This window comes from Catellatospora bangladeshensis (assembly GCF_016862575.1).
Lineage (GTDB): Bacteria > Actinomycetota > Actinomycetes > Mycobacteriales > Micromonosporaceae > Catellatospora > Catellatospora bangladeshensis.
The window spans coordinates 162,929-182,414 of the sequence record NZ_BONF01000016.1; the positions used below are offsets into that span (position 1 = coordinate 162,929).

A 19,486-nucleotide genomic window follows, 5' to 3' on the forward strand; every position below is an offset into this window, starting at 1 on the left:
TAGTCCCGTCACATCGATGCACCGGGCACCCGCGCGGAGGGCTCAGCGCGGCGCGGACCGGCCCGATCCGCTGCCGACGAGCACCCGGCCCACGGGACCGTGCAGGTCCTCCAGCACGGCGCGGGCGACGCGCCGCCCCGACACCAGCGCGCCCTGGATGGAGCTGGTGTCCCGGTGGTCGCCGCAGACATACCGGCGCTCGCCGTAGCGCACGGTCCGGCGCAGCGGGTGCGGCGCGGGCATCGCGGGCAGCGCGTGCGGGACGCGGTATGCCCGCAGCAGCCGCCAGCCCGCGGTGTCGGTGCCGTACAGCACCGACAGGCGGCCGCGTACCCGGCGCTCCAGCTCGTCCAGCGGGGTGACGGTGTCCAGCACGGACGTCGCGATCAGCGCCTGGCCGGACGGGGCGTAGCCGGCCGCGGCGGCGGACAGCACCACCGTGTTGCGGACCAGGCCGGGCTGCTCGGCGTCGACGATGGGCAGCGCATCGCGCCGGGGCGGGGTGTCCGCGGCGTGGTAGAAGGTGGTGACCCCGTGCCAGCCGGGTTCGGCCAGGCCGGGCAGCAGCAGGGCGGCGGCGCTCGCGTCGGCGGCCACGACGACCACGTCGGCGCGGATCTCGTCGCCGCCCGCGACGGCCAGCCCGGCGGGCGTGAGCCGGTCGACCCGGGCGCCGAGGTGGACGGTGCCGTCCGGCAGGTGACCGGCGAGCTGGCGGGGCAGCGCCCGCATGCCCTGGGCGGGCACCGCGCCGCCGCCGTGCAGGAACGAGCGCCAGACCAGCTGGAAGAAGCGGCCCGAGGTGGTCAGCCGGTCCTCCAGCAGCACCCCGGCCAGGAACGGCCGCAGCACCCGGTCGACCCCGGCGGGGGAGAAGCCCGCCTCCTTGAGCACCTCCAGCGTGGTGCGGTCCGGCTCGCGCTTGAGCGGCCGGGCGGGGCCGAGGGCGCCGCGTACGCCGAGGGCGGCCAGCGCGAACGCGTCGCCGAGCGGCAGCAGCCCGCCGGTGACCGCGGCCGGGGCGGTGATGTCGGCGCGCAGCCGGTGCATGCGGCCGCGGTGGCGCACGGCCAGGCCCCTGGCGAAGGGGCGCAGGTGCAGGGCGTCGACGTCGAACTCGGCGGCCAGCGCCGGATACGCCGGGCAGACCACCTGGAAGCCCCGGTCCAGCAGGAAGCCGTCGACCTCGTCGGTGCGGACCCGGCCGCCGACGTCGTCGCCCGCCTCGTACACCGCGACCCGCAGCCCCGCGTCACCCAGCCAGCGCGCGGCGACGAGCCCCGAGAGCCCTGCCCCGACGATCGCGACGTCCACATGCTGCGCCATATGCCCAGGCTAGGCCCGTCTCGTCACCCGCATCCGGTCCTTGCCCGAGCCCACCCGCCCGGCGTGGCCAAGGTCATCGGACTTGCCAGGCACATGGGCGAAAGCGGGCTCAAGATACGCCCAGGTGCCAGGCAAGTCGGATGATCGAGAAGGCGCGGTCAGGGGTGGCGTTCGATCCAGAGGGGGCCGGAGGGGCGGAGGGCGATGGCGGCGGCGGGGCGGGGGTCGCCGTCGACCTGGGTGATCTTGCCGGTGAACCAGGGGGTGAGCGCGGCGTGCAGCATGGCGCGGGCCAGGTGTGCGCCCAGGCAGGTGCGCCGGCCGGCGCTGAACGGCAGGAAACCCCAGGCCGGGCGGCCCTCGTCGAACCGGTCGGGCTTGAAGGCCAGCGGGTCGGGCCACAGCCGCGGGTCGCGGTGGGTGAGGAAGGGGGAGTACAGCACCAGCGTGCCCGCCGGGATCGGCACGCCGGTCACGGTGACCGCGCGGGCGGTGATCCGGCTGCCCAGCCAGCCCGCCGGATAGAGGCGCAGCACCTCGTCCATGACCTGCGGCAGCGCCTCCGGGCGGCACCACTCGGGTGCGCCGGCCAGGTGCCACAGCGCCCAGGCCAGGGTGTGCGCCGTGGTGTCGTACCCGGCGGCCAGCCCGACCCGGATCTCGGCGACCGCACCGTCCAGCCCGGCCAGTGCGTGTGCCAGCGTGCCCGGCGGCGGGTCGGCCAGGACCCGGGCGATCGCCGCGTCGAGGCGGCGGAACAGCATCGGGCGGGGCAGCATCGGCCCCGGCACCGGCTGCTGGAGCGGATGCAGGAACGCCGCGAGCAGCCGGTCGGGCAGCGCACCGCCGAAGAACGCCGCGTTGAGCATGCGCCGCACCGTGCCGCTCGCCCAGGCCAGGGCTTCGACAGGACCGGCGGGCGGGTCGGCCGGGGGCAGCGCGGCGTGCGCGATCTGGTCGAGCCGGTCGGTCAGGTGGGCCAGGCCGCGGCTGTGGAAATGCGGGTTCAGCTCGCGGCGGCGCGGGTCGTGTTCCGGCTGGTCGCGGTACACCACGCCCGCCGACAGGTACGGGGTGAGGCCGCTGAGGCTGCCGATGCTGCGGAACGTGTCCAGGTCGCCGAGCACGGCGCGGTTCCAGTCCGGGGTGTAGCCGACGACGGCCGGGCGCCACAGGCGCAGCCGGAACACGTCGCCGGTGCGGGCGCCGTCGGCGAGCAGGCGCACCGGGTCGGTGGACCACCGCCACAGGTGGCCCACCAGCGGCGTCGCGGCGGGGGCGGGCAGCGTGGTCACCGGTAGCGGCGTCCCTTCCAGACGGCGGTACGCCGCAGCGCCAGCGCGTACACGGGCAGCGCGGCGGGGGCGGTGAACGGGACGAGCGCGGCCTCGGCGTACGCGCCGCGCCCGGTCTTGGCGTTGCTGAGGACCCGTTCGGCCAGCCCGAGCACGGCCGCCAGCCGCCAGGCCGGGCCGTGGTTCCAGCGCAGCCACGGCAGCGTGTAGGCAGCGAGGTGCCAGGCCGCGCTCGCCGCGAGCAGCGCGTCGCTGCCGCCGTGCGCGGCCCGCATGCTCTTGCCCGTGCCGCGCACGGTGCTGCGGTAGCCGTCGTACATGCGGGTGCTGACCAGGTCGCCGCCCAGCGCGAGCCCGAGCTTGAGCCCCTTCCTGCGGGTCAGCCTCCCCAGCGCGAGGTCTTCGACGATCTCCCCGGCCACCGCCGCGTGCCCGCCGAGCCGGTCGTACGCGGCCCGCCGGAACGCCAGCAGCTGCCCGTTGGCCACCGCGGCGGCCGGGATCGGCAGGTCGAGCAGCTGGTGTGGCAGGAAGCCGAGCAGGTTCTCGTCGATCAGCGGCACCAGCAGGCGCTCGCCGAGCGTGCCGGTCTGCTGGCGGGGGAACACGGAGAAGACGTCGGCGCGCTGGCGGCGCACCTGTGTCCACACGGCTTCCAGCGCGCCGGGGCGCAGCGTGACGTCGGCGTCCAGGTACACCAGCAGGTCGCCGGTGGCCGCCGCGGCGAGCTGGTGGCAGGCCCAGTTCTTGCCGATCCAGCCGTCCGGCCGGGGCGCGCCGGTGAGCAGCCGCAGGCGGGGATCGGCGAAGCGGCGGACCACGTCGGCGGTGCCGTCGGTGGATCCGTCGTCGAGCACCAGGATCTCGTCGGCGGGCTGCGAGAGCAGGCCGGGCAGGGTGTGCGGCAGCCGCGCGGCCTCGTCGCGAGCGGGCACGAGCAGCGATGTGCGCGGCAGCCGCCCGGCCGCACCCACCTCACGGGGGAGGTGCGGCAGCCTGCCCGCCGACCGGGCGCTACGTGGCCAAGTGCCCGGCGACCGGTTGCCCGCCGCCCGGGTGCGGGGCGGGACCGGGGGCGGTGCCGCCAGGACCGGGAACGAGCGGGCGTTGGCCGCCAGCCCGGCGGTCTTGACCAGGTGGTATGCGGCCACGGCGGTGGCTAGGAGCGCCACGGCAGGGCTCCTTTCGCCGCGTCGATGCGCTCGTCCCAGCTGCGCCGCCCGGCGAGCACCCGGCGGAAGCTCGCCAGCGGCCGCCGGGGGTCGGCCGCGCCGAGCTGTCCGTCCAGGTGGGACAGGTCGAGCGCCAGCAGCTCGGCGAGCCGGGCGGTGACCTGCGCGTCATTCCGGCCGCCCGGCACCTCGGTGCAGGAGACGTACGCCTCGGGCCGGTTGTGCCCGCGCAGTACCACCCGCACCGCGATCGCGAACAGCGGCACCCGGGCCTGCCGGGCGTACCAGGCGGCGCCGCGGGACAGCGGGCCGGGCGGGCCGGCCGGGCGCAGCTCGCCCTCGGGGTACACGACCAGCGTGCGCCCGTCGCGCAGCAGGCGCAGCCCGGTGCGCGGCTCGTGCGTGCCGAACACGCCCAGCCGCCGCAGGAAGCCGTAGCGGGCCAGGTTGTCCTGCTGCATCAGCAGGCAGGCGGGGTGGCCGGTGCGCCACAGCGCCGAGGCCGCGACGAACGGGTCCCACCAGGTGTGGTGGTTGGCCGCCCAGACGAACGGGCCGCGCGGCAGCCCGCCGCGCAGCCAGACGCCCCGCAGCTCGCGCCGCACGAGGTGGGTGAAGCCGTACCGCATCGCGGCGGCGACCGGGTCAGGCATCAGCCGCACCGCGCCCGGCCCGCACCCACAGCAGCAGGGTCAGCGTGATCAGGGCGTACCCGAACGCGTAGTCCTCGACCGGGATGTCCCACGGCACCCGCAGCCCCGTGATCGCGTCCGGCGCGTAGTGCACGACGGTCGCGTCGGCCCGGGTCAGCCAGCCGTCCACCGGCACCATGAACAGCAGCGAGATCGCCAGCGTCCCCCAGTACCGCCCGCTGCGCAGCAGCCCGGTCCGCCATACCCCCAGCTCCAGCCCCACCACCGCGAGACAGGCCGCGACGGCGGCCACCGTGTACTCACCCACGGCGCCCGCCGGTCTTGTCAGGCTGCGCGGCGCGGATGGGGGCGGGGGTGGCGGCCGGGCCCAGGGCGGCCGGGCCGCGGCCGAGGACTTCGAAGGTGAGCAGGGCGCAGAGGGGGACGACGAGGAAGAAGAGCCACTCCTCGACGGGGAGGCCGAGCAGGGTCGCGCCGGTGGTGAAGCGGGGGGAGAACCACCAGTGGCCGCGGGCGGTGGCGGCGAGGTCCCACAGCACGAAGAGCGCGACGACCGGGGCGAGGGTGGTCAGCAGGCGGCGGGGGCGGCGGTACACCCGCGCGCCCAGCCCCGCCTCCAGGGGCAGCGTCACGGCCAGGCACGCGGCCAGTACGAGCAGGTAGCGCAGCCGGTCCATCAGCCGGCCGCCTGCGGCACGGGCGGCGCGCTCGGCGCCGCGACCGGCCTCCCGGCGGGGGTGAGCAGGCAGCGCGCCGCGACGAGCAGCCGCCGCCGGTTGGGCACCGTGGCCCGGCGCGCGAAGACGTCGTGGTCGGCCCGCTCCACCTCGTCGAGGATCCCGCCGTAGAGGTGGTACGCGGCCCGGATGCAGGCCTGTGAGGTGGGGGCGAGCATGGTGACGCCGGGGGCGGCGGCGGCGTAGTGCTCGCGGGCCCGCGCGATCTCGAAGCGCACCAGCTCCCGGATGGCCGTGCTCGCGGTGCCCCGCTGGGCGGCCAGCCGCAGGTCGGCGGTGGTCAGCCCGAACGCCCGCAGGTCCCGCTGGGGCAGGTAGACCCGGCCCCGGTCGAGGTCCTCGCCGATGTCGCGGATGAAGTTGGTGAGCTGGAAGGCCAGCCCGAGCTGGCGGGCGGGCTCGCGGGCGAGCACCGGGTCGGCCGGGTCGAGGATCGGCAGCATCATCGTGCCGATCACGGCCGCCGAGCCTTCCATGTACTCCAGCAGGTCGGCGTAGTCGTCGTACTCGGCGATCTCCAGGTCCATGGCCATGGAGTGCAGGAACGCCGCGAAGTCGGCGGGGTCCAGGTCGAAGGCGCGGATGGTGTGCAGCACGGCGGGCAGCAGCGGATCGTCCACGGGCGCGCCGTGCAGCCCGGCCACGAAGCGGTCCGACCAGTCGCGCAGGGCGCGGGCGCGGTCCGCGGGCGGCAGTGCGTCGGTGCGGTCGACGATCTCGTCGGCGTGCCGGGTGAAGCCGTAGAGCGCGTGCACGTGTGGCCGCTTCCAGGCCGGGAGCAGGCGCGTTGCCAGGTAGTACGTGCGGCCGTGCCGGCGGTGCAGGGCGCGGCAGCGCTCGTACGCGGCGGCGAGGTCAGGCTCCACGGGGTGCTCCCATCAAAAATCGACTCAGCAATCGACGCAACTTCGACTCTACGCTAGTCTGAGCGCGTGGCCAACGACACCTTCTCCGCCCTAGCCGCCCACCCCTGCCCTGCCGTGCCCGCAGCGCCGACGCACCACGCCGCCGACCTGCCGCTACTTGTCGAATACACCCTCAGCGAATTCGTTCGCGCCGAAACGCAGGCATTGGCTGAGGTTGATCAGGCGCTGGAGCCGCTGCTGTCGGCCGCCCGCGACGCGGTGCTGGGTGGGGGCAAGCGGGTGCGCCCGCAGTTCGCGTACTGGGGGTGGCGCAGCGTGGCCGGGCCGCACGCGCCGGTCGGCATGGTGCTGCCCGCGCTCGCGGCTCTGGAGCTGCTGCACGCGTTCGCACTGGTCCACGACGACGTGATGGACAGGTCGGACACCCGGCGGGGCCGCCCCACCGCGCACCGGGCGCTCGCCGACGGCCACCGCGCCGCGGGGCTGCGCGGCGACGCGGCCCACTTCGGTGACGCCGCCGCGGTCCTGGCCGGCGACCTGCTGCTGGTCTGGGCCGACCGGCTGATGGCCCGCGCCGGGGTGCCCGACCGCACCCTGCGCGAGGCGCGCGCCGCGTACGACCGCATGCGCGTCGAGGCGATCGCGGGCCAGTTCCTCGACGTGCTCGGTGACTGCGCGCGCACCTGGTCGCCGGAGCGCGCGCTGCGCACCGCGCGGCTCAAGACCGCCGGCTACACCGCGACCTGGCCGCTGCACTACGGCGCGGCGCTGGCCGACGCGGGCGGCGGCGGGTTCGCCCGGGGGCCGCTGGGGCGGGCGTTCACCCGCTACGGGCTGGCCGTCGGCGAGGCGTTCCAGCTGCGCGACGACCTGCTGGGCCTGTTCGGCGAGCCCTCGGTCACCGGCAAGCCGGTCGGCGACGACCTCGGCAAGCCGACCATGCTGCTGCTGCTCGCGCAGGCGCGGGCGAGCGCGGCGCAGCGTGCCGAGCTGGCCGCGGTGCTGGCCGCGCCGCGGCCCGACGTGGCGCGGCTGGCCGCGGTGGTCCGGGACACCGGAGCGCCCGAGCAGCTCAGTGAGATGATCGGCGAGCGGGTGGCCGACGCGCACGCGGCGCTGGCCGCCGCGCCCGTCGACGACGACACCCGCACGGCGCTGGGCGAGCTGGCCGCCGCCGTGGCCTGGCGCGCGGCATGACGGCACGCGGAGGAGAGCGCATGCGTACGGTTTCCGGACCCACCGAGCACGTGGTGGTGGTCGGCGCCGGGCTGGGCGGCCTGGCCTGTGCGCTGCACCTGGCGGGGGCCGGGCGGCGGGTCACCCTGCTGGAACGGGAGGCCGAGCCGGGCGGGCGGGCCGGGCGGCTGGTCCGCGACGGGTTCGAGTTCGACACCGGCCCGACCGTGCTGACCATGCCGGACCTGATCGCCGAGGCGTTCGCCGCGGTCGGCGAGGAGATGTCCGACTGGCTCACGCTGACCCCGCTGGACCCGGCCTACCGGGCCTGGTTCCCGGACGGCTCGAAGCTGGACGTGATCGCCGACCCGGCGCGCATGGCCGAGGAGATCGCGGCCGTGTGCGGCCCCCGGGAGGCCGACGGCTACCTGCGCTTCGCCGCGTACGCCCGGCGGCTGTGGGAGCTGGAGCGGGCCGACTTCATCGAGAAGAACTTCGACGGCCCGCGCGACCTGGTCACCGCCAACCTGCTGCGGCTGGTCGCGGCGGGCGCGTTCGGGCGGCTGCAGCCGCGCATCGACCGCTTCCTCTCCGACGAGCGCACCCGGCGGATCTTCTCGTTCCAGTCGATGTACGCCGGGCTCGCTCCGCAGAAGGCGCTGGCCGTGTACGCCGTGATCGCTTACCTCGACGCGGTGGCGGGGGTGTACTTCCCGCACGGCGGTATGCACGCGGTGCCCCGGGCGATGGCCGCCGCCGCCGAGAAGCACGGCGTCACCATGCGCTACGGCACCGCGGTGCGGCAGGTGGAGACCCGCGCCGGGCGGGCGGTGGCCGTGGTGACCGCCGAGGGCGAGCGGATCCCCGCCGACGCGGTCGTGCTCAACCCGGACACCGCCGCCGCCCACGCGCTGCTGCCCGGCCCCGGCCCGCGCCGCCGGCTGCGCTACTCGCCGTCGTGCGTGGTGCTGCACATCGGCTCCGACGCGGGGTACGCCAAGGCCGGGCACCACAACATCCACTTCGGCAGGCCCTGGCGGCGCACCTTCGAGGAGATCATCACCGAGGGGCGGCTGATGAGCGACCCGTCGCTGCTGGTGACGAACCCGAGCCGGACCGACCCGTCCGTGGCCCCGGCCGGGCAGCACACCTACTACGTGCTCGCCCCGGTGCCGAACCTGGTCACCGGCGACCAGGACTGGCGCGGCGGGCTGGCCGAGGCGTACGCCGACGAGCTGACCGGGGTGCTGGAGGAGCGCGGCTACGTCGGTTTCGGGGCGGCGGTGCGCAGCCGCACCGTGGTCACCCCGGCGGACTGGGCCGACGCGGGCATGGCAGCCGGGACGCCGTTCGCGGCGGCGCACACGCTGGCGCAGACCGGCCCGTTCCGGCCGCGCAACCTGCACCCGTCGCTGGGCAACGTCGTGTTCACCGGATCGGGCACCACCCCGGGCGTCGGCGTGCCGATGGTGCTGATCTCCGGCAAGCTCGCCGCCGCCCGCATCACGGGCTGAGCGGTGCTCAGGCGGCGGGCGGGGCGCTGATCGGCGCCTCGGAGCCGCCGCCCAGCGCCGGCGCGCCGTTGAGCAGGCCCAGGCCCAGGCTGGTGACGAGGTGGTGCACCGTGTTCTGGTTGCGGTTGCGGTGCACCAGCCCGGCCCGGTGCAGCACGTCGAGGTGCTTGCTCGCGGCAGGCAGCGAGATGCCCACCCGGGTGGCGATGACGGAGGTGGAGCCGCCGGTGACGGCGCACTCCAGCACCCGGGCCCGGGTCTGCCCGATGAGGGCGGGCAGGTGGTCGTGGTCGGTGTTGGCGTACAGCCGCGCGGAGGAGTCGATCGGGTAGAGCAGCACCGGCGGCAGCGCGGTGTCCGCGAGCACCATCAGCTGCCGCTCCTCCTTGAAGTACGACGGGATGATCAGCAGGCCCCGGCCGTCGAGGTCCAGCTCGGCGTCCACGTCCATGCCCCACTTGTCGATCTCGAAGGTGTCGTCCCGGAAGCGGGCCTCCGGGTGCAGGTTGTCCAGCAGCTTCGCCCAGCCGCCGTCGGCGAGGTCCTTCATCCGTCGGGTCCGGTCGGCCTCCACGGCCCCGGTGATCCGGTTCCACACCGGGGCGATGGCCGTCTCGTGGTAGGCGCGCAGCGACGACTCCAGCGCCTGCATCCCCGCCGCGCTGCCGCGGCGCAGCTCCTCCACGATGGGCACCATGGACCGGTCGGTGACGGTCAGCTGGTCGATCTCGTCCTTGATCCGCCTCGCGTCGGTGCTGGTGATGCCCTCCATGCCGGCCTCGAAGCCCTCCACCCCGTTGTACGGGGTGAGGAAGTCGGGGAAGTAGCCGCGCGGCGGGCTCAGCGTCAGCCCGAGGGCCACCTCGTTGCGCAGCGGCGTGTACGGCTGCAGGCGGCGCGCGGTGCGCTGCTTCCAGCCCTCCAGGAACGGGTTCGACCCGGGCAGCCGGAGCTGGTGCATGCTCAGCGACAGCTCCCACATGGGGTCCGCGCTCGGCGCGAGCCGGGTCATCGCCAGATCACGCGCGGTGAATCTGATGCGCAGCATGTCCCCGTCTCCTCCCGCTGGTGCCGTCCGGGTGGCGAACATCTTCGCAGGCCAGGCGTACGTCGATGCACGCGCGAGCCCCCCGTGGGCACTGGCGACAGTCTGCCGAGGCCCGTTCCAGCTCACAAGCTTGTTGACGCAGGCGGAAATGACGGTGTTCACCAGCGCGGATCACGCTCTCCCACGTCCGTTTCGGCGCTTTCACCGGGATCATCCCGTAGCAGGTAGGGACCTGTTTTCCTCAGGAGTTAAAGAGGTTTACGGACGGGGCCCGGCGCTGTCACAGTCCCCCGTGACGGATGAGAACTTCCCCGGCCTCCGCACCCACGACGGGTCGCGACGCAGGCCGGTTCATTTGTCCACGGGGGGTGACGGGGCCGGCCGGGTGCGGCCGGCTCCGTCACGGTATCGGCCGGCGCTCACCGCACGGCGGCCCGCAGCTCACTGAGCGTGATAAATTGACATATTCAAGCTAATGCGTAAGGTCTGACTCGGACCGCTACGGGAGCCACGTAGCAGAGCGGGAGCAGGGGCAGCCTCCCGCGTGCACCGAAGTCCGACCATGCGCGTGTGCTCGCGTACGGCCGACGACCCGGGCTCCCGGCCGCCGCGCGTGCGCGCATGGACTCTCCCCTGGAGAAGGAGTCCACATGTCCACCACACTCGCCGCACGCCGGCGGGCCGCACTCTCCGCACTGATCGTGGCGGTCGCCTCGGTCCTGCTGCTCACCACCGCGCTGGCCAGGGTCGCCGACGCGCACGGCAACATCGTCGACCCGGCCTCCCGCAACTACGGCTGCTGGCAGCGCTGGGGCGGCGACTTCCAGAACCCGGCCATGGCCACCCAGGACCCGATGTGCTGGCAGGCCTGGCAGGCCGACCCCCAAGCCATGTGGAACTGGAACGGCCTGTTCCGTGAGGGCGTCGCGGGCAACCACCAGGGCGCCATCCCGGACGGGCAGCTGTGCAGCGCCGGGCGCACCCAGAACGGCCGCTACAACGCGATGGACACGGTCGGCGACTGGAAGGCCCAGAACATCTCCACGAACTTCAGCGTGAAGCTGTTCGACCAGGCCAGCCACGGCGCGGACTACATCCGCGTGTACGTGACCAAGCAGGGCTTCAACCCGGTCACCCAGCCGCTGGGCTGGGGCAACCTGGAACTCGTCGGCCAGATCGGCAACACCCCCGCGTCGCAGTGGACCGCGGAGACCGGTGGCGTCTCCATCAAGGTCAACGGCACCGCCGCGGGCCGCTCCGGCCGGCACATCGTGTACACCATCTGGCAGGCCAGCCACCTGGACCAGTCGTACTACTTCTGCAGCGACGTGAACTTCGGCGGCGTGCAGCCCAGCCCGTCGTCCTCGGCCTCGCCGAGCGCGTCGCCGCGGCCGTCCACCTCGCCGTCGGTGTCCCCGTCGCCGAGCCGCCCGCCGTCGCCCAGCCCGTCGTCGCCCCCGCCGCCCGGCGGCTGCTCGGCGACGTACGCGCTGACCGGCTCGTGGCCCGGCGGCTTCCAGGGTGACGTCAAGGTGACCGCGGGCTCCTCCGCGATCACCGGCTGGACGGTGACCCTGACCTGGGCCAACGGCCAGACGATCACACAATCCTGGGGCGCGACCGTGACCACGAGCGGCTCGACGGCGACCGCCAAGAACGTCTCGTACAACGGCAGCCTGGCCGCCGGAGGCAGCACCACCTTCGGCTTCCTCGGCAACGCCCCCAACAGCAGCAACGGCGCCCCCGGCCTGACCTGCACCCCCTCCTGAAGGAAGGGCACCTTCTTAACGCTATGCGTATAGGAAGGTGCCCTTCTTAACCCCTCGCTGATCGTGGCGGGAGCGCCCCCGTGCCGCTCCCGCCACCGGCCGTCAGGAGGCGGCGCCGGTCCGCCGCAGCAGCGCCTCGCGCTCGGCGGCCAGGCCGAGGCCGACCAGGTGCGCGTGCCGCTCGGCCCGCTCCAGCAGCACGACGCCGACCAGCAGGGTGAGCAGCGGCAGGAGCACCAGGTACGCCCACTCGCCGGCCGCCAGCAGCACGGGCGGGTCGAAGCGCACGGTGGACATCAGAAAGCCCTCGAACACCGAGGGCACCGTCACCAGGACCAGCAGCGCGGGCATGCCCAGCACCGGCAGCCTGCGGCGCACCGCCGGCGCGAGGCCGATCAGGCAGCCGAGCAGGGCCAGCACACATGCCGCTTCCAGCGCCGCGGACAGCGCGCCATGCACCGGCTGCTCGCCGAGGAAGCTCTTCACCTGGTAGCCGCCCCACGAGGCGATCTCGTAGCCGCCGTCCGCGTGCCGGCTGGTCTCGGCGAGCAGCACCTCCACGGCGGGCAGCACCGTCAGCACGGTCAGCGCCACCGCGAGCACCCCCGTGCGTACGCCGCCCAGCACGGAGCCGCCGCGCACCCGGCCGCGCACGCTCAGCGCGAACGCCGCGCTGAGCATGAGCACCACCATCCACCAGCGCCGCACCAGCAGCTCGGGCTGCTCCGGGTAGGCGGCGGCCAGCAGCCACACCTGGTGCGCGGCGCCCGCCCAGGCGAGCCCGGCGGACACCACGCTCCAGCGGGTGCACGCGGCCGCGGCGGCCAGGCCCCAGAGCAGCATGCTCACCAGCACCCCGGTGGAGGGGCGCAGCAGCATGCCGTCGAGCCGCGCGGCGTACAGCATGTCGGCGGCGACGTAGCGCGCCGGGGCGAGCACCAGCAGCAGGGACGCGACCAGCCCGTACACGGCGGCGGTATCGGCCCAGCGCGAGTCGACCGCGCCCGCGCCGCGCCCGCCCAGCCGCATCCAGACCGCGCTGCCCATCAGGTCCGCCGCCTCGCCGAGGCGGGGCAGGCGCTGCCCCGGGCGCGTCCCGGCCAGCAGCACACCCAGCATCTCGTCGCCGTACTCGGCGCGGTGGCCGGGCGGGAACAGCGCCAGCAGCCGGGTGTACCACCACTCCAGCCGGCCGTCCGGCTCGTGCTGCTCGTTCACGCGGCTCCCGTCCCGGGCATCAGGCGCACGGCCAGCCGGGCGGCGGCCGCGTCGGCGTTACGGCGCAGGCGTGCGGTCTCCACGGCCAGGCGCTCGCGCCCGGCGCCGGTGAGCCGGTAGTAGCGCCGCAGCCGCGACTGCACGATCTCCTCGCGCTCCACCTCGATCAGGCCGCTCTCGCGCAGCCGGTCGAGCACCGAGTAGAGCGTGCCGGTGTGCAGCCTCACCTGGCCGCCGGAGATCTCGCGTACGTCCTCGATCACCGCGTAGCCGTGTTTCGGCTCGGCCGCCAGCGCGGTGAGGATCAGGAAAGCGGGCTCTCCCATCGATGATTCTGCCATGCGGTCAGCATATACGTGTTGCAAACATATTCAAGCTCGGAAGGTGTGGGTGAACCGCTGCCGCGGCCCGCTCATTCCGCGTACCGCTGGTGAGAGAGCCGACAGCGCCGAGACCGCGCCATCGCCGCAGCTCAGGGGTAGCGTTCGCGCCATGCTGGAGCAGACGGCCATCGCGCCCGTGCCGTGGGAGGTCACGACCAACCAGGTCGGCATCGCACCCCGCCGCCCGGACGTCGCGGGGGAGACCCGGACCGTGGTGGAGGAGTACCTCCTGCGGCTCACCAAGGGCGACGCGGAGCACATCACCGAGCTGTTCGCCGACGACGTGGAGTGTTACGTCGCGGCCGCCGAGGCGGCTCCGTGGCTGGCCAGCCGCGGTCTGGCCGCCGACTTCCTGCGCCTGACGATGCCGCGCTTCGAGCTGGGCGAGAGCACCGTGGAGGCGGACCGGATCCTGGTCGACGGCGCCGACGCGGTCGTGCTGGGCCACTTCACCCACGTGATCAAGCCGTCCGGCCGCCGGCTGTCCTCGCCCGTGGCGATCCACCTCAGCGTCCGGGCGGGCCGGATCACCTCGATGCACCTGTACGAGGACAACGTCGCGCTGGTCTCCCGCATCCGGGGCAAACGCCCCATCACCGCCGCCGCCTGCGACGCGGCGAAGAACGCGCTGCACTGACCGCGCGTGACGAGCCGACCCGCACGCGCGAGGATGTCGGTATGGAGGACACGACGGTGAAGCTCGGCCACGGCGCGGTGATGCCGCGGCTCGGGCTGGGCACCTGGCCCATGGACGACGCCACGGCCGCGCGCTGCGTGGCGGACGCGGTCGAGGCCGGCTACCGGCTGTTCGACACGGCCGAGAACTACGGCAACGAGCGCGGGGTCGGGCAGGGCATGCGCGACTCCGGCCTGCCCCGCGAGCAGCTCTTCGTCACCACCAAGTTCAACGTGCGCTGGCACGGCCGCGACCTGGTGCGCCGGGCCTGCGACGCCTCCGCCGAGCGCCTCGGCGTCGAGTACCTCGACCTGCTGCTGATCCACTGGCCCAACCCGGAGCACGACCGCTACGTCGACGCCTGGCAGGGCATGATCGCGCTGCGCGAGGAGGGGCGGCTGCGCGCGATCGGCGTGTCCAACTTCAAGCCCGCCCACCTGGAGCGGCTGCGCGCCGAGACCGGCGTCGTGCCCGACGTCAACCAGGTCCAGCTCAGCCCGCGCATCACGCGCAAGCTGGTGCGGGCGTACGACGCCGAGCACGGCATCGTCACCCAGTCCTGGAGCCCGCTGGGCCAGGGCCGCGAGCTGCTGGCCGAACCCGCCGTGACCGAGCTGGCCGCCGCGCACGGGCGTACCCCGGCGCAGGTGGTGCTGCGCTGGCACCTGCAGCTCGGCCTGTCCGCCGTGCCGAAGTCGGCCGACCCGCAGCGCGTGCGCGACAACCTCGCCGTCTTCGACTTCGCCCTCAGCGACGCCGACATGGCCCGCCTGACCGCCCTAGACCAGGGCGAACGCGCCGCCGTCGACTCCGACCTGGTCGGCCACTGACCGGAGGTTAAGAAGGGCACCTTCTACTACGCATAGCGTTAAGAAGGTGCCCTTCCTTTCGTCACTCGGGTTTGGTCTGGCGGCTCATGAGGGTGACTAGGGCTGTCTTCGGGTCGACGCCCTCGTGGCAGATGCGCTCGACCTGCTCGGTGATCGGCATCTCGACGCCGTGGGCGTGGGCCAGGTCGCGGATGGCGAGGCAGCTCTTGACGCCCTCGGCCGTGTAGCGGGTGGCGGCCTGGGCCTGCTCCAGGGTCAGGCCCCGGCCCAGGTGCTCGCCGAAGGTGCGGTTGCGGGTCAGCGGCGAGCAGCAGGTGGCGACGAGGTCGCCCAGGCCGGACAGGCCCGCGAAGGTGAGCGGGTCGGCGCCGAGCGCCACGCCCAGCCGGGTGGTCTCGGCCAGCCCGCGCGTGATCAGGGTGGCCTTGATGTTCTCGCCGAGGTCCATCGAGGTGGCGATGCCGTACGCCAGCGCGATCACGTTCTTGACCGCCCCGCCCAGCTCGCAGCCGATCACGTCGTCATTGGTGTACGGCCGGAAGTAGGGGGTGGTGACCGCCTGCTGCACCGCCGCGGCACGGGCCGGATCGGTGCACGCCACCACCGCCGCGGCGGGCTGGCGGTGAGCCAGCTCGGGGGCGATGTTGGGGCCGGTGACCACGGCGACGCGGCCCGGGTCGACGCCCGCGGACTCCGCGATGACCTCGCTCATCCGCTTCGTGGTGCCCAGCTCGATGCCCTTCATCAGGGACACCAGCGTGGCGTCGGGCGGGATCGCGCCGGCCCAGGCGGTGAGGTTCTCGCGCAGCGTCTGCGAGGTCACCGCGAGCACCACCAGCTCCGCTCCGGCCAGCGCCTGCGCCGGGTCGGCGGTGGCGGTGACGTTGCGCGGCAGGGCGACCTCGGGGAAGTAGTCCGGGTTGCGCCCGGTGGTGCGGATGGCGTCGGCGATCTCCGCCCGCCGCGCCCACATGGTGACCTCGCCACCCGCCTCGGCCAGGATCTTCGCGAAGACGCTGCCCCAGGAGCCCGCACCCATCACCGCGGTCCGCACGCCAGGCCGCCCTTCCGGCCGCGGCTGCCGCCGGGCCCGGTCCACCGGCCGGGGCGCTCCCGGCACGCCCCGGAATCATGCCACGCACCGCGGCGCGCGCCCGCTCCCAGCGGCGCTCAGGTCGGGTGTGGATCGGGCGGGATGCGGCCCTCGCGCAACGCGTGCCGCACCCGCAGCTCCATGTCGTGCAGCGCCTCGATGGCGCGCAGCTGCCCGGCGATCTCCGGGTCGGCGGTGGCCGGGCCCAGCCCGATCAGGCCGCACACCGGGCACTCGACCCGGGCGGCGGCGGCGGGGCAGGGGGTGACGGTGCGGCAGGCGACGCAGGTGTGCGCGGCGTCGTCGGCGAGCACCTGCTCGGCGGTTATCCGGTCCAGGTAACCGCACTCGGCGCACTGCCAGGCCACCGGTGACGCCCAGTCGACGTCGCCGGTCTCGCTGAGCTCGTACTCCAGCCGCTCGGCAGGACCGACCAGGTCGCAGCCAGGACAGCGCACGTACGGTCGTGGTCTCATCGGTCCGCCCCCCGCGCTCGCCTACCGTGCGATGTGGACCATAAACCGATTCAGTCGGCGGGCGGGCCAGCCGATCGGCCAGTCGTTGCGGGGCGAACAAACTAGACCCCCTCGATGTCCGGGCGCGCGTCCGGCGACCTTGGTGAACAGCGGGCGAACAGCGGACGTCGAGCAGCCGACATCCGTTGATACCGGGGGCGGCCAGGCTTAACGTCGGCAGCGTGCCGCCGGTCGCCGTCGATCACCTAGTGCCCGCCCGCGCCATGAGCCTGGCCGAATCGCTGCTCGCGGAGCTGCCGCGGCGCTGGTCGCACTCCGCGGGGGTGGCCCGCCGCGCCGCCGAGCTGTCCGGCGCCGTCGCCCCCGCCGACCGTGACCTGCTGCTGTGCGCCGCGTGGCTGCACGACATCGGGTACGCCGCGGCCGCCCGCGACACCGGCTTCCATCCCCTGGACGGGGCGCGCCTGCTGTGGCGGCTCGGCTGGCCGGCGCGGCTGTGCGCGCTGGTCGCACACCACTCCGGGGCCTGCTTCCAGGCGGAGGCCCAGGGCGTGACCGGCCTGGCCGAGTTCCCCGACGAGCAGTCCGCGGTCACCGACGCCCTGGCCGTCGCCGACCAGACCACGGGGGTATGCGGCGAGCCCGCGTCCCTGGAGGAACGCCTGGCCGAGGCGCTGGGCCGGCACGGCGCGCTGTCGGTGTACGCCCTCGCCCACAGCCGCCGCGCGCCGTACCTGCGCGCCGCCGCCCACCGGGTGCACCTGCGGCTGACCCCCGCACCCGCGCGCTGAGCCGGGCCCGCGGCTTCTCCCCACTTTCAGGGAAACCGCACATAAGAGACGGCCGGATCGTGCAGTTTCCCCGAATCTGCGCCGCTCGGCGGCACGGCGTGCGGTCACCGCCTGGCGGTGGGGGCGAGCGGCGCCGATACGGTGCGTAGTGTCGGCGAGTGGGCCAGCAGCGCCACCCCGGCGCCGATCGAGGTACCCGCCGCGGCGAGGGCCGACAGTGCGAACAGGCCGGTCGGCGGGGCCTGGTCGAACAGCAGCGCGCCCCACAGCCAGCTGAGCACCGGGTCGGTGACGGTCATCGCGGTCAGCGCGGTGGGCAGGCCGCCGCTCGCGTACGCCTCCTGTGCCAGCACCGCCGCGACCAGCCCGGACAGCGCCAGCGCGTACACCGGCCAGTCCAGCGCGACCGACACCGGGCCGCGCGCGGCGAGCTGATCGGCGACCACGACGGTGAGCACGGCGGTGGTGCTGAACCCGGCGCCCGCCGCGCCCCCGGCCAGCGCCGTGCGCACGCCCTGGCCGGAGCGGCTGCGCGCCAGCAGCAGCAGGACGGCGATCAGGACCACCGCCGCCACCAGCACCGCGGGCAGCGGCCCGCGGCGCACGGTCTGCGCGACGCCACCCCGGGCGAGCACCAGCACGGCCAGGCCCACGCAGACCGCGGCGGTGCCCGCCCAGTCGCGGGCCGACGGCGGGCGGCCGGTGCGCGCGTACGCCATCGGCAGCGCGAACATCAGCTGCACCGCGAGCAGCGCCTGCACGATGCCGATGGCGCCGGTGTGCAGCGCGGCCGCGTGCGCCGTGAAGCCGAGCACGTTGCAGCAGAACCCGGCCAGCCATACGGGGCTGCCCAGCAGCCGCCGCACGATGCCGAGCACGGGCAGCAGGCGGCCCGGGGCGTCACCGCGCGCGTGCGCCACCGCCCGGGTCACCCGGTGCTGCAGCGCCGCCGCCACCGCGAACAGGGCGGCGGCCAGCAGCCCCAGGAGGGTGCTGGTGATGGTCATGTCCGGCTCCGCCCGTCGCCGCGCCGCGGCTGCTCCGGCGGCGCGCGGGCATCATGACCGGGCGGCGCGTACGGTGATCGACTCCGGGGCCGCCGGGCGGTGAACGTCCGGCGTCGGGGTGCGCAGCGGCAGGAAGGCGAGCAGCGCCAGGGTGATCCAGACGTACATGCTGCCGCCGAGCAGCCCGTCCGGGCCGGTGTGGTGGCGGCTCCACAGCCACACCACGCTGCTGCACAGCACGATGTGGGCGCCGGCCGCCGCCAGCAGCAGCCGGCGGCGCCGGTCCGGCACGTGCTCCCGCAGGCCCGCCGCGTAGAGCAGGATGAGCGCCGGGAGCGCCCACACCAGATGGTGCACCCAGGTGACCGGGCTGATCAGGCAGGCGGCCAGCCCGGTGAGGGCGAAGCCGCCCCACACGTCGCCCGCCCGCGCGGCCCGGCGCACCCGCACCGCCCACAGCGCCAGCGTGGCCGCGACCAGCACCAGCCACGGCCCGGTCCGGGGCACGGCCTCCGGCAGGCGCGCGATGACGCCGCGCAGCGACTGGTTCGACACGTACGCCAGGTCGCCGATGCGATGGGTGTCGCCCAGCACCTCGGTCCAGAACGTCCACGACGGACCGGGCGCGATCAGCACGGCGAGCAGCGTCGCCGCGATCGCGGTGCCGGTGGCGAGCGCGGCGGCGCGCCGACGTCCGGACAGCAGCAGGTACACGATGAAGATCGCCGGGGTCAGCTTGATCGCCGCGGCGAGCCCGATGCCGATCCCGGCCCACCGGTCCCGGCCGGTGGTCAGCAGCCACCCGTCGAGCAGCACCAGCGCGAGCAGCAGCAGGTTGACCTGGCCGAAGCTGACCGTGTCGCGGACCGGCTGCAGCGCGCCGAGCAGGCAGGCGGCGACGCCGACGGTGAACAGGCGCGGCCAGGTGTGCTCCTGGGCGATCGGGTCGACCAGCCAGTACAGGATCGCGGCACCGGCCAGCGCGGTCAGGGCCAGGTGCACGACGATCGCGGGGTGCCAGCCGAGCAGGCTCATCGGCAGCATCACCACCGCCGCGAACGGCGGATACGTGAAGCCGTAGTGGGTGTCCAGCCGGGTGTAGCCGTAGATGTCGCCGCCCGCGTGCACCCAGTCGTTGACGGTGCCGTGGTAGACGCCGACGTCGAACCACCCGCGGTGCCCGGGGATCAGCGCGATGAACAGGCCCACGGCGGTGGCCAGGGCGAGGACGAGCAGCAGCCGGGCCCGGGGGGTGGTCACCATGCGGCAGGCTCCGTTTCCGGTTCGGGCCGGGCCACGGCGGGCAGTCCGGCGGTGAGCGTGAACAGTATGGGCACGCGAGCAGCACCCCGCTGACCGCCGCCGCGAGCTGCCCGTCCGTCGCGCGGCCAAGATCGGTGGTTCGTGTCTAAACCTCAGGTGTGAGCGCAGGTTGTGACACGAAACGGCGATCATG

General features: G+C 74.5%; 20 protein-coding genes. 6 read left to right on the forward strand and 14 right to left on the reverse strand.

All coding sequences use genetic code 11. From position 1 onward, the window contains the following. Window positions 1-42 precede the first annotated feature (42 nt). The 7 genes from Cba03nite_RS15710 to Cba03nite_RS15740 all read right to left on the reverse strand — a co-directional run bounded on the left by Cba03nite_RS15710 (window position 43) and on the right by Cba03nite_RS15740 (window position 6,049). Entirely contained in the window at window positions 43-1,326 is a 1,284-nt protein-coding gene (locus tag Cba03nite_RS15710; RefSeq protein WP_203746416.1) for an NAD(P)/FAD-dependent oxidoreductase, read from the reverse strand. A 158-nt stretch (window positions 1,327-1,484) separates the two neighbouring features. Then, a complete protein-coding gene (locus tag Cba03nite_RS15715) occupies window positions 1,485-2,621 on the reverse strand; it encodes a cytochrome P450 (RefSeq protein ID WP_203746419.1) in 1,137 nt (378 codons plus the stop codon). After that, the gene (locus tag Cba03nite_RS15720) at window positions 2,618-3,793 is read right to left on the reverse strand and encodes a glycosyltransferase family 2 protein (protein WP_203746421.1); all 1,176 of its coding nucleotides are present in this window, start codon (window positions 3,791-3,793) and stop codon (window positions 2,618-2,620) included. Before Cba03nite_RS15720 ends, Cba03nite_RS15715 begins: the two co-directional genes overlap by 4 nt. Further along, on the reverse strand, window positions 3,781-4,446 hold the full coding sequence (locus Cba03nite_RS15725) for a lysophospholipid acyltransferase family protein (protein ID WP_203746423.1): 666 nt from the start codon (window positions 4,444-4,446) through the stop codon (window positions 3,781-3,783). Before Cba03nite_RS15725 ends, Cba03nite_RS15720 begins: the two co-directional genes overlap by 13 nt. After that, window positions 4,439-4,753 (reverse strand): lycopene cyclase domain-containing protein, encoded by a 315-nt coding sequence (locus Cba03nite_RS15730; protein WP_203746425.1) that lies wholly within the window; start codon window positions 4,751-4,753, stop codon window positions 4,439-4,441. Before Cba03nite_RS15730 ends, Cba03nite_RS15725 begins: the two co-directional genes overlap by 8 nt. Continuing rightward, window positions 4,746-5,123 carry a lycopene cyclase domain-containing protein gene (locus tag Cba03nite_RS15735; RefSeq protein ID WP_203746427.1) on the reverse strand — a complete coding sequence of 126 codons (378 nt, stop codon included), beginning with the start codon at window positions 5,121-5,123 and terminating at the stop codon, window positions 4,746-4,748. The genes Cba03nite_RS15730 and Cba03nite_RS15735 overlap by 8 nt, the downstream gene beginning before the upstream one ends. After that, window positions 5,123-6,049, reverse strand: coding sequence for a phytoene/squalene synthase family protein (locus Cba03nite_RS15740; RefSeq protein WP_203746429.1), 927 nt, complete (start codon window positions 6,047-6,049; stop codon window positions 5,123-5,125). Before Cba03nite_RS15740 ends, Cba03nite_RS15735 begins: the two co-directional genes overlap by 1 nt. 66 nt (window positions 6,050-6,115) lie before the next feature. Between Cba03nite_RS15740 and Cba03nite_RS15745 the strand changes: the two genes are divergently transcribed. Continuing rightward, window positions 6,116-7,246 carry a polyprenyl synthetase family protein gene (locus Cba03nite_RS15745; protein WP_203746431.1) on the forward strand — a complete coding sequence of 377 codons (1,131 nt, stop codon included), beginning with the start codon at window positions 6,116-6,118 and terminating at the stop codon, window positions 7,244-7,246. A gap of 20 nt (window positions 7,247-7,266) precedes the next feature. Continuing rightward, window positions 7,267-8,739 carry a phytoene desaturase family protein gene (gene crtI / locus Cba03nite_RS15750; RefSeq protein WP_203746433.1) on the forward strand — a complete coding sequence of 491 codons (1,473 nt, stop codon included), beginning with the start codon at window positions 7,267-7,269 and terminating at the stop codon, window positions 8,737-8,739. A gap of 7 nt (window positions 8,740-8,746) precedes the next feature. Here the strand turns inward: crtI and Cba03nite_RS15755 are convergent, their stop codons facing one another. Then, complete coding sequence (locus tag Cba03nite_RS15755; protein WP_203746435.1) at window positions 8,747-9,787, reverse strand: ArsR/SmtB family transcription factor; 1,041 nt, start codon at window positions 9,785-9,787, stop codon at window positions 8,747-8,749. A 650-nt stretch (window positions 9,788-10,437) separates the two neighbouring features. Here Cba03nite_RS15755 and Cba03nite_RS15760 point away from each other — a divergent pair. After that, the gene (locus tag Cba03nite_RS15760; protein WP_203746437.1) at window positions 10,438-11,556 is read left to right on the forward strand and encodes a lytic polysaccharide monooxygenase auxiliary activity family 9 protein; all 1,119 of its coding nucleotides are present in this window, start codon (window positions 10,438-10,440) and stop codon (window positions 11,554-11,556) included. 102 nt (window positions 11,557-11,658) lie between these two features. On the opposite strand, the gene Cba03nite_RS15765 is transcribed toward Cba03nite_RS15760, so the two are convergent. Both Cba03nite_RS15765 and Cba03nite_RS15770 read right to left on the reverse strand, forming a co-directional pair. Then, a complete protein-coding gene (locus tag Cba03nite_RS15765; protein WP_203746439.1) occupies window positions 11,659-12,774 on the reverse strand; it encodes a hypothetical protein in 1,116 nt (371 codons plus the stop codon). Then, window positions 12,771-13,115 carry a PadR family transcriptional regulator gene (locus Cba03nite_RS15770; protein ID WP_203746441.1) on the reverse strand — a complete coding sequence of 115 codons (345 nt, stop codon included), beginning with the start codon at window positions 13,113-13,115 and terminating at the stop codon, window positions 12,771-12,773. The genes Cba03nite_RS15765 and Cba03nite_RS15770 overlap by 4 nt, the downstream gene beginning before the upstream one ends. Window positions 13,116-13,266: 151 nt before the next feature. On the opposite strand from Cba03nite_RS15770, the gene Cba03nite_RS15775 reads away from it, so the two are divergent. Continuing rightward, window positions 13,267-13,794, forward strand: coding sequence for a nuclear transport factor 2 family protein (locus Cba03nite_RS15775; RefSeq protein WP_203746443.1), 528 nt, complete (start codon window positions 13,267-13,269; stop codon window positions 13,792-13,794). A gap of 41 nt (window positions 13,795-13,835) precedes the next feature. Continuing rightward, on the forward strand, window positions 13,836-14,663 hold the full coding sequence (locus tag Cba03nite_RS15780) for an aldo/keto reductase (protein WP_203746444.1): 828 nt from the start codon (window positions 13,836-13,838) through the stop codon (window positions 14,661-14,663). Between the two features lie 61 nt (window positions 14,664-14,724). On the opposite strand, the gene Cba03nite_RS15785 is transcribed toward Cba03nite_RS15780, so the two are convergent. Together Cba03nite_RS15785 and Cba03nite_RS15790 are read right to left on the reverse strand one after the other, a co-directional pair. Next, the gene (locus tag Cba03nite_RS15785) at window positions 14,725-15,702 is read right to left on the reverse strand and encodes an NAD(P)H-dependent glycerol-3-phosphate dehydrogenase (protein ID WP_203746624.1); all 978 of its coding nucleotides are present in this window, start codon (window positions 15,700-15,702) and stop codon (window positions 14,725-14,727) included. Between the two features lie 131 nt (window positions 15,703-15,833). After that, window positions 15,834-16,232, reverse strand: coding sequence for a hypothetical protein (locus Cba03nite_RS15790; RefSeq protein ID WP_203746445.1), 399 nt, complete (start codon window positions 16,230-16,232; stop codon window positions 15,834-15,836). A 221-nt stretch (window positions 16,233-16,453) separates the two neighbouring features. Between Cba03nite_RS15790 and Cba03nite_RS15795 the strand changes: the two genes are divergently transcribed. Then, the gene (locus Cba03nite_RS15795) at window positions 16,454-17,023 is read left to right on the forward strand and encodes an HD domain-containing protein (RefSeq protein WP_239125770.1); all 570 of its coding nucleotides are present in this window, start codon (window positions 16,454-16,456) and stop codon (window positions 17,021-17,023) included. Between the two features lie 104 nt (window positions 17,024-17,127). Here the strand turns inward: Cba03nite_RS15795 and Cba03nite_RS15800 are convergent, their stop codons facing one another. Beyond that, entirely contained in the window at window positions 17,128-18,030 is a 903-nt protein-coding gene (locus Cba03nite_RS15800; RefSeq protein ID WP_203746446.1) for a DMT family transporter, read from the reverse strand. A gap of 51 nt (window positions 18,031-18,081) precedes the next feature. Continuing rightward, a complete protein-coding gene (locus tag Cba03nite_RS15805) occupies window positions 18,082-19,293 on the reverse strand; it encodes a glycosyltransferase 87 family protein (protein ID WP_203746447.1) in 1,212 nt (403 codons plus the stop codon). Window positions 19,294-19,486: the final 193 nt, after the last annotated feature.